Annotated in this window: 20 protein-coding genes; 1 reads left to right on the forward strand and 19 read right to left on the reverse strand. The window is 69.8% G+C overall.

Features of this window, described 5'->3' with window-relative positions:
* Positions 1–3 precede the first annotated feature (3 nt).
* Positions 4–255, forward strand: coding sequence for a hypothetical protein (locus ACIBKY_RS52070; RefSeq protein ID WP_397109625.1), 252 nt, complete (start codon positions 4–6; stop codon positions 253–255).
* Here the strand turns inward: ACIBKY_RS52070 and ACIBKY_RS52075 are convergent.
* From ACIBKY_RS52075 to ACIBKY_RS52165, 19 genes are all read right to left on the reverse strand, one after another.
* Positions 252–599 carry a hypothetical protein gene (locus tag ACIBKY_RS52075; protein ID WP_397109627.1) on the reverse strand — a complete coding sequence of 116 codons (348 nt, stop codon included), beginning with the start codon at positions 597–599 and terminating at the stop codon, positions 252–254. The genes ACIBKY_RS52070 and ACIBKY_RS52075 overlap by 4 nt on opposite strands.
* Entirely contained in the window at positions 596–910 is a 315-nt protein-coding gene (locus ACIBKY_RS52080) for a hypothetical protein (RefSeq protein ID WP_397109629.1), read from the reverse strand. The genes ACIBKY_RS52075 and ACIBKY_RS52080 overlap by 4 nt, the downstream gene beginning before the upstream one ends.
* Complete coding sequence (locus ACIBKY_RS52085) at positions 903–1334, reverse strand: hypothetical protein (RefSeq protein WP_397109631.1); 432 nt, start codon at positions 1332–1334, stop codon at positions 903–905. The genes ACIBKY_RS52080 and ACIBKY_RS52085 overlap by 8 nt, the downstream gene beginning before the upstream one ends.
* Before the next feature lie 65 nt (positions 1335–1399).
* Positions 1400–1753 carry a hypothetical protein gene (locus ACIBKY_RS52090; protein WP_397109633.1) on the reverse strand — a complete coding sequence of 118 codons (354 nt, stop codon included), beginning with the start codon at positions 1751–1753 and terminating at the stop codon, positions 1400–1402.
* Between the two features lie 12 nt (positions 1754–1765).
* The gene (locus tag ACIBKY_RS52095) at positions 1766–2353 is read right to left on the reverse strand and encodes a hypothetical protein (RefSeq protein WP_397109635.1); all 588 of its coding nucleotides are present in this window, start codon (positions 2351–2353) and stop codon (positions 1766–1768) included.
* Positions 2354–2355: 2 nt separating this feature from the next.
* Positions 2356–2688 (reverse strand): hypothetical protein, encoded by a 333-nt coding sequence (locus ACIBKY_RS52100; RefSeq protein WP_397109637.1) that lies wholly within the window; start codon positions 2686–2688, stop codon positions 2356–2358.
* 9 nt (positions 2689–2697) lie between these two features.
* Complete coding sequence (locus ACIBKY_RS52105; protein WP_397109639.1) at positions 2698–3711, reverse strand: major capsid protein; 1014 nt, start codon at positions 3709–3711, stop codon at positions 2698–2700.
* 22 nt (positions 3712–3733) lie between these two features.
* Positions 3734–4279: a hypothetical protein gene (locus ACIBKY_RS52110; protein ID WP_397109641.1), complete on the reverse strand. Its 546-nt coding sequence runs from the start codon at positions 4277–4279 to the stop codon at positions 3734–3736.
* An 82-nt stretch (positions 4280–4361) separates the two neighbouring features.
* Entirely contained in the window at positions 4362–5474 is a 1113-nt protein-coding gene (locus tag ACIBKY_RS52115; RefSeq protein ID WP_397109643.1) for a phage minor capsid protein, read from the reverse strand.
* A gap of 18 nt (positions 5475–5492) precedes the next feature.
* Entirely contained in the window at positions 5493–5807 is a 315-nt protein-coding gene (locus ACIBKY_RS52120; protein WP_397109645.1) for a hypothetical protein, read from the reverse strand.
* A 7-nt stretch (positions 5808–5814) separates the two neighbouring features.
* Positions 5815–7356: a hypothetical protein gene (locus ACIBKY_RS52125; RefSeq protein ID WP_397109647.1), complete on the reverse strand. Its 1542-nt coding sequence runs from the start codon at positions 7354–7356 to the stop codon at positions 5815–5817.
* Positions 7357–7369: 13 nt separating this feature from the next.
* On the reverse strand, positions 7370–7834 hold the full coding sequence (locus ACIBKY_RS52130; protein ID WP_397109649.1) for a hypothetical protein: 465 nt from the start codon (positions 7832–7834) through the stop codon (positions 7370–7372).
* The gene (locus ACIBKY_RS52135) at positions 7831–8049 is read right to left on the reverse strand and encodes a hypothetical protein (protein ID WP_397109651.1); all 219 of its coding nucleotides are present in this window, start codon (positions 8047–8049) and stop codon (positions 7831–7833) included. The genes ACIBKY_RS52130 and ACIBKY_RS52135 overlap by 4 nt, the downstream gene beginning before the upstream one ends.
* 88 nt (positions 8050–8137) lie before the next feature.
* On the reverse strand, positions 8138–9400 hold the full coding sequence (locus tag ACIBKY_RS52140) for a PBSX family phage terminase large subunit (RefSeq protein ID WP_397109653.1): 1263 nt from the start codon (positions 9398–9400) through the stop codon (positions 8138–8140).
* Positions 9397–9906, reverse strand: coding sequence for a helix-turn-helix domain-containing protein (locus tag ACIBKY_RS52145; RefSeq protein WP_397109655.1), 510 nt, complete (start codon positions 9904–9906; stop codon positions 9397–9399). The genes ACIBKY_RS52140 and ACIBKY_RS52145 overlap by 4 nt, the downstream gene beginning before the upstream one ends.
* A gap of 114 nt (positions 9907–10020) precedes the next feature.
* A complete protein-coding gene (locus tag ACIBKY_RS52150) occupies positions 10021–10296 on the reverse strand; it encodes a DUF4873 domain-containing protein (protein ID WP_397109657.1) in 276 nt (91 codons plus the stop codon).
* Positions 10293–11015: a hypothetical protein gene (locus ACIBKY_RS52155; protein WP_397109658.1), complete on the reverse strand. Its 723-nt coding sequence runs from the start codon at positions 11013–11015 to the stop codon at positions 10293–10295. The genes ACIBKY_RS52150 and ACIBKY_RS52155 overlap by 4 nt, the downstream gene beginning before the upstream one ends.
* Before the next feature lie 21 nt (positions 11016–11036).
* Positions 11037–11435: a DUF6248 family natural product biosynthesis protein gene (locus ACIBKY_RS52160; protein ID WP_397109660.1), complete on the reverse strand. Its 399-nt coding sequence runs from the start codon at positions 11433–11435 to the stop codon at positions 11037–11039.
* Positions 11436–11538: 103 nt separating this feature from the next.
* Positions 11539–11925: hypothetical protein (locus tag ACIBKY_RS52165; protein WP_397109662.1), on the reverse strand; the 387-nt coding region annotated here is incomplete at its 5' end.

Raw genomic sequence — 11925 nt, forward strand, 5'->3', positions numbered from 1 at the left:
TGCATGGACCTGAGCGAGATCGCGCACCGTCTGGAGGCCGTTGAAGGCCTCGACTGGGACAACGTGAAGAAGCTGTTCCTGGAGGAGCGCTACGGCGACTTCTGGCAGATCGGCCCGGCGCTGGTGCCGGCCGACTTTCAGCCCGTGGGCGACGTGGAAACAGCAGATGCGGCCGAGGCGGACGCAGTGGCCACGTTCCTGCAGCACGTTGTGGCTGACGTGCGCGCCCTGCTCGACGCGGCCCAACGGAGTTAACGGAGCGACCGCCGGATCTGGGCGCGGATCAGTTCCAGCATCATCGCGGACTCCTCGACGAGCGGGCCCTCCAGATACTTGGCCTGCCGCCCCGGGTCATGCCGCCAGGTCAGCTCCTCATGCTGGCGGACCGCGTAGACGGTGTCGTAGCTCACCGCGGCGCGGAGTGCGCCCTCGTCGACGCTGGCGACCGCGCTGTTGATCAGCGTGGTCTCCTCGATTGGCGCCACCGCTGTTGAACGTTCGTGGAGGTGGTTGACGGCCTTGTGTAGGCCGCGCACCGCGCCCGCACGCTGGCGTGCGCGGATCTGCTTGGTGTTGAGCTTGAGTCGGGCGCGCGTCATTGGAGTGCCACCTCCAGATGATCCGGCGTCGGGAGACCGCCACCGTCCCGGCGGAGCGCGGCGAGGACCTGCGCCTTGCGGCCGTTGACGGTGACGCGGGAGCCGACCGGGCACGTGGTGTCGAGGGGCATGTAGATGACGGTGCGGGCCACGATCTCCTCGCCGGTGTTGTCGAGGATCTTCTGGAGCTTGTCGTCGACGAAGCACTTCACCGTGACCGCGTTGCCGTACTCGGGGCCGAAGGGGCCTTCGCCCTCGTGCGGCTCGACCTCGACGGTGTGGCGGAGGAGCCAGGCCGGGATGCTACCCATCCGCCACCCCGGCGCAGCGGTTCGTGCGCGGCGAGTGGCCAGTCAGGCCGGCCAGTTGCAGGACCTCCCACGCTTGTGGTGCGAGGCGGGCGGCGGCCGAGCCTCCACCGCCCGCCCCGGCCTGTGAGCCGCGCCCCCGGCTGGCGAGTTGTACCGAGCCGATCCGTACGTCGTCCCATTTGCCTGACGTGCCGGTGCCCGTCTCGCCCTCCTCCACCCACGCGGCCACCTGCTCGCACGTCGCCTCCATGACGGCGGTAATGTGCGCGGCCTCGGTCGGCAGGCCATCCTCGTCGACGGGATAGACGCTGCTGAGGAGCACGGTGTCCACCTCACGCGAGGCCCGGGTCAGCAGGAGGGCGATACCCTCGGGCGGCGTCTGCCCGGTGTACGTCTGGTAGTCGCTGCTGGTCGCATACGCCATGGGCACCTCCCAGGTGGTCGCGGGCGGGTCGCAGCACCCTCAGCCATCGCCCGCCCGCGGGCTCATCAGGCGTCGAAGACGGCGACCGTCACGTTGGTCGGGGTCGTCCCGGCGTAGTTGACCCACACCGACCCGTCCGGCTGCCGGTACGACGCGTCGAACGGGCCGTACGGCCGCCACTTGCCCGCGGCGACCGCGTTCCCCGGCAGGTCGGCAACGGCCAGCGAGGACGGCCCCACGACGCTCGGGTTGACGAACGTGGGAGTCAGCGCGGCGTCGTCGCCGTTGAGGACCACGAAGAGCCGGTGCGGCGCCCACTGGAACGAGTTGCCGTCGGTCAGCTCGGCCGCGGTGTCGACGGCCTCGGGGTCGATGCCGGCCTCGGTGAGCTTGGTGGCGGTGAGAGCAGTCCGTGCCATGTCGCCGTCCTCCTAGCTCACGATCGCGATCGGGCACTTGGCCACGGCCGTCTGGCTGCCGGTGGTTGCCGGGAACACGCCGTCCAGCCCGCTGCCGAAGGTGAATCCGGGCGACTTACCGCCGACCGCAGCCGCTGCGGTGACGATCGGAGCGCACCCGATCAGCGTGTTCACGGTGGTGGTCGCCGTGGTGGTGGTGGCGACGATGTAGAAGCCGTCCTTCTTGATGACCTGCGGCGTGGCCAGGGCGAGCTTCTTGGCGGTGTTGACCGCCCACGCCGCGGTGAGGGTGTCCGCGGTTTGCGCGAGCAGCGCCCCGTCCGGGTCATACAGGGCGTGCGCCCTGTGCGTCGGGGTGTTCTCCGCGGTGTTGCCCGCGACGAACGCGATGTTCGTGATCAGGTCGCCCTTGCGGAGCCAGATGCGGGTGCCGATCGCCACCCCCGACGAGGTCGCGGCCAGGTCGGACGTGCACGCCCAGGCGGGGATGTTGGAACGCACGAACGCGGACTGGTCCTGTCCGGGGAGGGCGTTGAACGGCAGGTCGAGCGCGGCGGCGTCGGCGATGACGCCCTCGTAGTAGCGGCCGAGCACAGTCACGACTACTCGCCCTCCTTCTTGGTGTCGTCGCCCTGCTTCTGCTCGGGCTCCTTGGGGGTCTGCTTGGCCGGGGCTCGCCGCGACTTCGGCTTCTCTGCTGGGTCGGGCAGCGGCTGGCCGGACGCGTCCACCTCGACCACCTGGTAGCCAGGACGACGCTGAGCGAACAGGACGGCGGACCGGCCGGTCTGCACCATCGGATAGTCGGCCTCGCACTCGCCGGACTCGTCGCGGGCGTCGTCGAAGGACACGCGGGCGACGCCGTCGGCGAAGGAGATGGCGCCGACGCGGCCGGTGAAGTCCGGCCGCGGGCTGTGGATCTCGAAGTACCTCACGGTGGCCTCCTACTTGACCTTGATGTTGCGGAAGACGCCGCACGAGCGGGCGTGCTTGAGCACCAGCGTCGCCGGACCCATTTCGAGTTCGCCCGTCTTGACCGCGCCGGCCGTGTCCCAGTCCGGGTCCCAGGTCCGCATCAGCTGACGGCCCGCCACGCTGGCGCCGTGCAGAGCGTCCATCCCGAACCGGACCGCGTACAGGTCGGTCAGGTTGGTGATGTTGCCGCCGCCTCCACCGCCGTCCGGGTCCCGAGTCTCGATCGGCACGATGTAGCTGTTGCCGGTGAAGTCGTCGTTCTTCGTGCCGAGGTCGACGAGGACGGCGTTGCCGTACCGCTCGATGACGCGGCCGAGGTCGTCGGACTCCTTCGTGTAGAGGCCTGCGCGCTTGGCGATGGCCTTGATGCGGGTCATGAGGACCCGGTTGCCGAGCAGCGCGGTCGGCTGGTCGTTCATCAACGACAAGAACTCGTCGAGCTGGTCGGAGACGGTGATGGACTTCTCGGCAGTGTCGACGGTGGCCGCGGACCAGTCCACGTAGTAGGTGGACGTGTTCTGGAAGTGCTCCGTCACCGAGCCGGTGAGGGCGACGTCGAGGCCGTCGAACCCGAGCGCGTTGCTGGCGTGGTCGCCGTTGACGAGCTGGTCGGCGAAGGTGACACGGCAGCCCTTGATCAGCTCCGACGTCTGGAAGGCCATCTCGTCGGTGCGGGCCTGGCCGAGGTGGGCCAGGACGCGGTCCAGGTTGTAGGCGCCGCCGAACGGGTAGAGCGAGCTGCTGATCTGGACGCGGCCGGCCTGCGCGGGCGTGTACTCGGTGTTGTAGGCGCGGAAGGCGCCGCCGCGGGTCTGGGTGAGGCGGCTGTAGGTGTAGGCGAGCGTGCCACCACCGGTGGGGTTCGCGGTGTCGTCGAACGTGATCTGGTCCAGCAGCCACGACGTACGCCGGGTTTCGTCGATCACTGCGTAATCGACGTCGCTGCTGGCGTTGCGCATGGCGTCCGCCAGGGTGATGGCCATTACTCACACTCCGTGATGGTGGTTACTTGTTTGTGCGGGCGTATGCCTCGCGTAGGTTCTTCGGCCGCTCGCTGGTGCCGGCGGAGCCGTTGCCGCCGCCGAAATCACCGCCCGAGCTGGGCGGGGTCTTGGGGGCGAGCTTGGCCAGCCGATCCACGGCCTTCTTGATCGCGGACTCGTCGACGTCGCCGTCGTCGGTGACGAACTTCGTGGTGTCGATCAGGTCGGCGGCGTCGCCGAGCTTGAGCCCGGCCTCGGCCAGCGCGGCCCGGAACGCGGTTGCCGCGAGCTTGGCGCCGAACGTCTTGGACGCCTCCGTCGCGCCTTCGGCCTTGGCCGCGGCGACGGCCTTCTCCTGGTCGCTCATGGCTGCGGCCTTGAGCTTCTCCAGCTCCTCGGCCGCCTTGGAGTTGGCCTTGGCCTGCTTCTCCAGGGTCTTGCGCTGCTCGCGTTCGGCGGCGAGCGCCGACTTCAGACCAGCCAGGTCGTCGTTCGACTGGGACGTCCCGCCGCCGGTCGTCGTGTCGTCCTGGGTGGTGTCGTCGGTCGTGGTGTCGTCGTCAGCCATGCGGCTGTTCTCCTTCAGATGGGCGCCGGGACCTCACGTCCTGGTGCTCGGTGCCGCCGTGGCGTCTCGCCAGGGCGGAGCTTTAGCGGGCGCGGCCGATCTGCTCGCGGTAGCGGAGCCGCTTGAGGCCGTGCTCGTCGATGTGGGCGCGCAGCGCGGTCTGCCACTCGCGGACCTTTGTGTCAGCGCGGCGCTTGGCGAGTGGGTCGAGGGCGCCCGCGGAGCGGCGCTTCCACTTCCGGATGTGGCGTTCGATCGCCCTCTGCCTCTGCTTGGCCTCGTAGCCGTCCGGGTCGTGGACCGCGTTGTCCACCCGCGTGACGCCGGGCAGGTAGAGGCTCGTGGAGTGCGTGCAGTTCGGGTGGAAGAGCCCGGCCGCGCGCGCGACCGCGATGGGGACGACGTTCACGGCGATGATGCGGTCGTCGACGATCTCGTCCTCGCGCAGCACCCGGCCGGTCTGCCCGGACAGGGAGAGGACACGCCGCTCCCAGGGCCTGCAGAGCTCGCACTCGCGTGGCGAGTCGCTGACGATAACGAGGTCCTCACCGGCATCGACCAGGCGGTCCATGTGGCCCTGTCGCATGGCCTGGTGGGTGCCGGTGCGCACGGCCATCTCGACGTAGGAGGCGAGCTCCCAGCGGCGGCCCGCGGTGTCAGTGAACCCGGTGATCCCCTTGTCGAGGAAGCTTTCCCAGGCGTGCTGTGCGGCCTGTCGTCGGGTCTGCACCCCTACGAGCACGTCCGGCAGCGCGGCGCGGGCGATCACCTCGCGGTAGACGTCGAGGCTCCAGCGGAGGATCTGGGTGTGCGTCGAGCGGAGGGTGAGCGCCAGTTCCCGTGCGAGCCTGATGAGGGCGCCGATCCCGGGGAGCGCCTCCAGCGCGCTGGCCAGGTCGGGCAGCGGCGCGTCGGCCTGGATCTGGAGCTCACGGAGCGCCTGCTGGCCGCCGCGCTGTGCCGCGAGCGCGATGGCCTGCCGTACTCGATCGTCGGAGTCCTGGCCGAGCTTGGCGAGGATGACCTCGATCCGCCTGCGCAGCGCGGTCAGCTCGCGCAGCTTGGCCTGCGCCCAGTCCGGGGAGTCGATATCCGCGCGCAGCGAGGTGGCGATGTCGCGGGCCAGCCTGCGCTCGACCCCGGTGTACAGATCGAGCAGCGTGGTGACGAGGTCGTCAACGGTGGGGGCGGCCACGAAACCACCGCCGATCTCCTACTGTGCGGGACGCCACTCCTCGCGGTGCTCCGGATGAGCGGAGAGCGGACCCTGCCCGGACAGCAAGCCCACGTGGGCACTTCCGGAATCGGCCTGCCATCCCGTGATTACTGCGCGCCCCTGGCGGCCATCCGGCAACACGATCGCGCACTCCCCGGCGAGCGGTACGGGCGAGGCGGTGGTGGTGAACTCGGCCGTCCAGGACCGGATCACACCCCCATTCGGGAGGGGTTCCTCATCGGTGGCCAGTGCGATGTCGATGTCGATCTTCTGAAGCGAGGTGGTGAGGATGGCCGGGCCGACGTAGCTCATACCGTCATCATTCCTCGCGGCCGGGCGGCCCGTCCTGCCCTTCCTCACCGGGCTCGACCCCGGGCGGCTGCCCGAACGCGCTGAGGTCGGCGAGCGGGTCCGGCCGCGCGTCCCCGATGAGCTTGACCTCGTCCTTCACCTGCTTGTCGTCCCAGTCCGGATGCAACATCTGGACGAGGGTCTCGTCGCTCGCGGCTTCGGCGCGCCGCCACAGTTCGGCGACCTGCGCCAGCTGCAGCATGTCCGGGCTGACGGAGTCGGCGAGCACGATGGTCGGCCGCTCCGGGACGACGCCCAGACCGGGGAACTGCTCGGCGGTGAGCTGGAGGAGCATCTCCAGGCCGTCGCCCAGAGCCGGGAGGGTGTAGAGGCCCTTCTTCGCCCGCGTGGTGAGCGACCTGCGCTCCTTCGCGGACACCTCGGTCGCCGTGATCGCCACCCCGTCGTCGCCCAGGCCGAAGCTCTGCGAGCTGTAGCCGGTGGCGCGCAGGATCGCGGCCAGCTGCTCGGCCTGAGTTTCGCGGTGCTCCTCGAACCGGATCGCGAACTGCTGCGGCGAGATTTCCAGGCGTTCGCTGTTGACGAGCGGGTTCACCGCTTCGTACAGCTCGCGATCGAGGTCGAAGTAGGAGCCCTTCCCTCGACCGGCGTTCTCCAGGTACGACGAGGGCACGATCAGCCGGGCCTTCGCGAGGCGGATGTCTCGCATCCAGCTGGTCCAGGTTTCATCGAGGGCGTCCATGAGGCCGAGCACCGGGCCGTCGAAGTCGCTGCGGCCGAGGTTGGCGCCGGCGGGGTAGTTCCGCCACGTCCGGTTGGGCCTCATGTTGGGGATGTAGATGGCGGTGCATCGGTCGATGCCGGTGGTGACGACGGGCTTGAGCTTCTCCGTCTCGGGGTGGGCGGTGAGTGGCATCTGGTCGCCCAGCTGGCCCGGCGCGCCCTTGAAGAGGGCGTGCTGGATGCTGCCCGGCTGGTGGTGCTCCAGGTGCCACCAGCAGGTGGTGTCGTCGGACTCCAGAATCCGCCAGAACGTGCACGCGTGCAGCCGGCCGAACCGCCACTCCGGTACGGCAGCGTCAGCGTGCACCGCAGACAGCCACGGCGCGGGCGCGACATCCGGGTCCCACACCGCGCGCAGGTAGTAGCCGCCGAGCGCGGCCCCGACCTCGGCGCCCTCCAGGAGGGTGGCTTGGAGTTGGGGGAGCATGTCGTCGAGGTGGGCCTGGGTCTGCTCGTTCTCGCACGTGATCGACGGCGGCTCGCTGAACATCAGGTCCGCGCTCATGGTGGCGATATCCGACGCGACCGGGATGTGCAGCTTGGTCAGCTTCTCGCCCTGCGGCGTGGGCTGGCCCCAGAACATGCGCGCCGCCCAGCCGACCAGACCGCCACGCAGCTGGGACGGCCTGTTGGCTGGCTGCTGGCCGCCGTACATCGCGGCCAGTTCCTCGGGCACGCCGCGATACCACGTGTCGAGGAGGCTGTAGTGGCTGTAGATGGGTTGGAGGTGTCGGGGCGGCCAGACGCCGCCGCTCGGCAGCGGCATGAGGGCGCTCCTTTCAGGCGAGCCATTCGTCAAGCCGGGCGTTCACCTTGGACTTCAGCTCGTCCAGAGTGGGCGCGGAGTCGGCTATGCGGGTGACGTCGGGGGACGAGGCTGACCAGCCGTCGGTGGTGGGTTCGAGGATGAGGCGCACGACTCTGCGGACGCCGGGTGGTGTCCAACCGCACACCACCGCGGCCAGACGCTCGTACTTCTCCGCCGTCGTGTGCCCATCCCAGAGTGGGGCCTCGTCGACGCCCAGCTTGGGGACGTGCGGGAAGAGGTCGAGGTCGTCGGGCGCGATGTGCCAGGACAGCTGGCCCTGCGGGGTGGTGATGTAGATGACGGGCCAGTCGGGCTCGTCCGGGTCGCTGTAGGCGAAGTAGGCCGGGTATTGGGTGGCGAGGTGGGCGATGAGGTGGGCGCGCTCGCGGTAGATGCCGATCTCGGCAGCGCGCTCGGCCGCCTGTTCCGGAGTCACGCCGGGTCGCCCTGGCGCGCGACGGCAGCGTTGGCCCAGAACATGGCCTCCTCCAGCTTGGTGATCGCGCACGCCTTTTCGCGGCCCGGCGGGAGGACGTAGTCGAGCACCGAGGCAAGGGCGCGGCAGGCGTCGCGGATGTCGTCGTGCTGCTTGGCCCTCTCGGGCGTCTTGGCGGGGTGGAAGGTGAAACGGTTGAAGATGTCGGGAGACATGAGGGTGCTCCAGGGCTCGGTTTGATCTTGATTTTCTGGGTTGCGGGAACGAGATGTTCCCGCAAGGTACTCACAAGTAGAGCAGCGCTCACGCGGCCTGAGGGATCACGGGCGCGCGCAGCTGGTGCCGCCAGATCGCCCGCGTCGTGTGGATGCCGTACCGGATCATGTCCAGCCCGTGATCGGCGACCTTCACCGGCACGTCATCGCCCTGCTCGGCCTTGTCCTCGTCCCAGGAGTAGCCCGGGAACTCGTTGGCGATCTCCGGGCAGGACCCTGCGATCTTCAGCCGGTCCGTGGCCAGCAGCGAGGCCACGGTCATGATGCCCGGCACGACCTCGTTGTCCCCGGACGTCGACGTCAGCCCGTCCTCGTGGAGCTGTGTCCGGAAGCTGGCCGCGCTCGGGTCGATGACGGTGTACGGCGGCCGGCCGCCCGTCCGATCGAGGAAGTCGCGGAACCGCGCGCTGTACTCGACGTCCGTGAGCTGCCGATACTCGCGCTTGGAGTCATAGCGCCACTCGTGCGTGAGATACAGTCGCTGATCGGCGCCCAGGCCCAGGCGCCCGGCATGGAACGGGTTCGTCGTCCCGTAGTCGGCCGCCGCACTGATCCACCGGGTGATGGGCGGCACCTCGCGCACGACGTGCTGGGCTGGGTCCCACATGTCGTAGATCGCCCCGGCCGCCAGACACCATTCGCCCTCGATGAACCGGCGCCGCCACAGGCCGACGTACTGGGCCATCAGCAGGTCAATGTACGACTGCTCCAACGACGGGTTGTCGCGGAGGGTGAAGTGCCAGCTCCTCACACCGACCGAGGCGCCGCGCAGGAGGAAGTCGGTGCGGAGCCAGTGCGCCGGCCCGTCCGGGTTCGTCGTGGCCAGCAGCTTCGCGCCGGGTACGCGCAGGCGGGACAGCAGCATCATCCAGAAGCCCTGAGGCACCAGCGTCGCCTCGTCGACGTAGGCAAGGGCGATGGTGGCGCCGCGGATCCTGCCCTCGGCCTTGGCGTCGGAGGCGCCGACGAGGTGGACGGTGCGGCCGAGGATGACCGCGGTGGTGGAGCCCTTGGTGTGGTGGATCTGCCCGGCCAGGAACCCGAAGAGGGTCGAGGACTGGAGGGGGTCGATGATGTTGCGCTCGATCGTCTGCAGGGTGCGGCCGACGATGACGATCAGCCCGTGGTCGGGTGCGCGGATGACCGCGATGAGGAACGCGAGCAGGCTGGCGATGGTCTTGCCCGAGGAGACCGCGCCGGCCCACAGGGCGATCTGGGGCGTGGCCAGCGCGCCCACGATCGAACGGAGCTGCTTGGGGGAGAGTACGCGGCCGAGGGCGTCGAGGTTCACGCCTCGTCGTCCGGCAGGTGCTGGGCGGCGACTTCCAGCGCTTCGGCGATCGCGGAGAGCATGCTGCGGGCTTCGGACGCGCCGCTGTTGGCGTCGTAGTCCGTGAGGCGGAGCGCCTTGTCAATGGCCATGCCTGCCGTGCCCATGATGTCGCGCTTGTCCCGGAACGGCGGCTCGTCGACGTCCATGCAGTTGTAGCTGTTGTCCCGGCCGCCGAAGGAGTGGATCGTGCACGGCTCCCAGAGTTGCTTGCGGAGTCGTACGGCGTCGGCGAGGAGGTCGGAGGCGAGCTGGGCGCGGGTGGCGGCGTTGTCGGCGGCGCGGGCGGCGGTGGCCTGCCGGGTCTGCTTGCGGTCGAAGGTGATGCCCATGTCGGCGGCGGCGCGGCTGATGGTGGATCGGTCGCGGCCGAGCTCTCGTGCGATGGCGTTGCAGCCGAGGCCTTGGTGGTGGAGGTCGCGGATCTGCTGGCGTTCGGTGTCGGTGAGGGGCGGGGGGTTGGGCATCGTTCACCCCCTGGACGTGCGAAAGCCCCGCGCGGTGGCGGGGCTCGTCATGTCTTCGGGCATGCCGGAGACGCCTCGATCATGGGTTATCCACAGGGGTGGTGTCAAGCCAGGTCAGACGTCGAACGGCGGCATCCCAGAACCGTGAATCTCCACGCGTGTATGAGTGTCGCCGGTGCCCCAGCTCATATCGACGCGCGCTGTGCCCTCGCGGCCGTTCGGCAGGCGGATCGTGACCTGGTCCAGCAGCAGGGGCGGAGGCCCAGCGAGGCTCGCCGTTCCGGAGCCTCCCCAGGACTTCAGAGGCTCAGACAGGTTGGCGCGTAGCTCGATCTCAGCCTCGATCTCCGTGCCTTCGCCAATGATGATTGCGGGGCCTTCGTAGCTCATGAAGCGATCCTTCCACCCCGGTCAGCGGCGTGCACGTGCTTTGCCAGCCACTCCCAACGGGCGATCGGCCAGCACGGCTGACCACCCCACCATGTGCCCACGTCGCGTAGCGGAGGCTCGCACACGCCCATGCACACGATGGCGATCTGTCCGCCGGGCAGCTCGACGACGCGCCATGTCCAGGCGCCGCCGGCCGGGTGCTCGACGTCGACGCCTCCGCACCACGGGCACACCACACGCACGGTCTGGCCGGTGTACAGCATGGCCAGGCAGCGGGCGACCTGCTCGTACATGCGGGTCAGCGTGGGTTCGGCGAGCGCTGCCCACGGGCCAGGCTCGTCGAGGTCGTCCTCCTCGGCCAGCAGCACGCCGCGGATGGCGTGGAGGTACGGCCGGGCGTCCAGTTCGCCGAGCGCGGGCGGGGCCGGCGGCGGGCAGACGGACCATTCGGTGAGTTCGTCGGCGAGGTCGTCGGCGCGTACGAGGACGTCGAGGGTGGTCTGGAGGACGCTGACGTCGACGGGGGCGGGTGATTGGCCGAGGCCGAAGGTGCTGCGCTCGATCCGCTCCACGCGGGCCTGTGCGTCACGCTCGGCGCGCATGGTGGCGGACACCTCGCTCTGCTGCCAGGGGCGTGGTGTGGCCATGGGCAGCCTCGCGTCCAGCAAGTCGGGCCAGTAGGCGATGAGCCAGTCGAGGGTCTCGACGACGTTGGTCACGGGGCAGCTCCGAGAGGGTGGTCAGGTGGTGGCGAGGTCGAAGAGCGGGACGAGCTCGTACGTAGCGGGCTTGGGTGCGGTGGGCCGGCCGCAGGGGCAGGGGCATGACCAGCGGCATACGCGGTCCGCGAGCCACACCTGGGCGACTGGTGTCGGCCGCGGTGGGCCGTCGATGGTGACGTGCTGGTACGGCTGGGCGAAGCATGCGGGGTGGACGCCGGTCCGGTCGGCGATCATCCCCTCGCGCGATTGGCGGGGGCCGCGCGTGCATCGGTTGTGCTGGTTGTGGGTGCAGGGGTGGCAGTCGAGGCGTTGGCATGCGCATTGGGTGTAGTGGCCGGGCCATGCGGTGGTTTCGACGTGGCGCATCCGCTCGGTCCAGGCGTGTTCGCGGACCCATGCCGCCTCGTCGGGGGTCATGACGCGATCCGGACGCGGGTTCTGTGGCAGATGTCGCAGCGTTGGGTGAGGACGCGGCCGACGGCGTCGATGGTGACCCAGTGGTGACGGTGAAAGAGGCGCATCACGGCTCCCTGCCCAGGGAGGCGCGGAGCGTTCGGAGGGTGTCCGTGGTCGCGCCGAACCCCATCTCGATCAGCTCATCGAGGCGGGCGCGAGCGCGGGCGTTGGCGGCCTCGGCCCGCTCGGCGCGCGCCTGGGCTGCGGCGAGCTGCTCGGCGGCCTGCGCCTCCGCGTGGACGGCCTCCACGGTGGCCGTGAGAACGTCCTGCTGCGCGGTCTCCAGCTCGGTGTCGCGTACGTCGAGGGCGGCGTCGACGAGCCGGTTGAGGGCGCCGGCGGTGCCGAAGGGTCCGCAGATGCAGCGGTCGGCGAGGGTGTCGCAGGCTGTGCATCGGCCGAGGGCGGCGGCGAGGGCGTCGTGGAGGCGCTGGCGGAGGGTGTCAGCCAC

It is taken from the genome of Nonomuraea sp. NPDC050394 (assembly GCF_044459065.1).
GTDB lineage: Bacteria > Actinomycetota > Actinomycetes > Streptosporangiales > Streptosporangiaceae > Nonomuraea.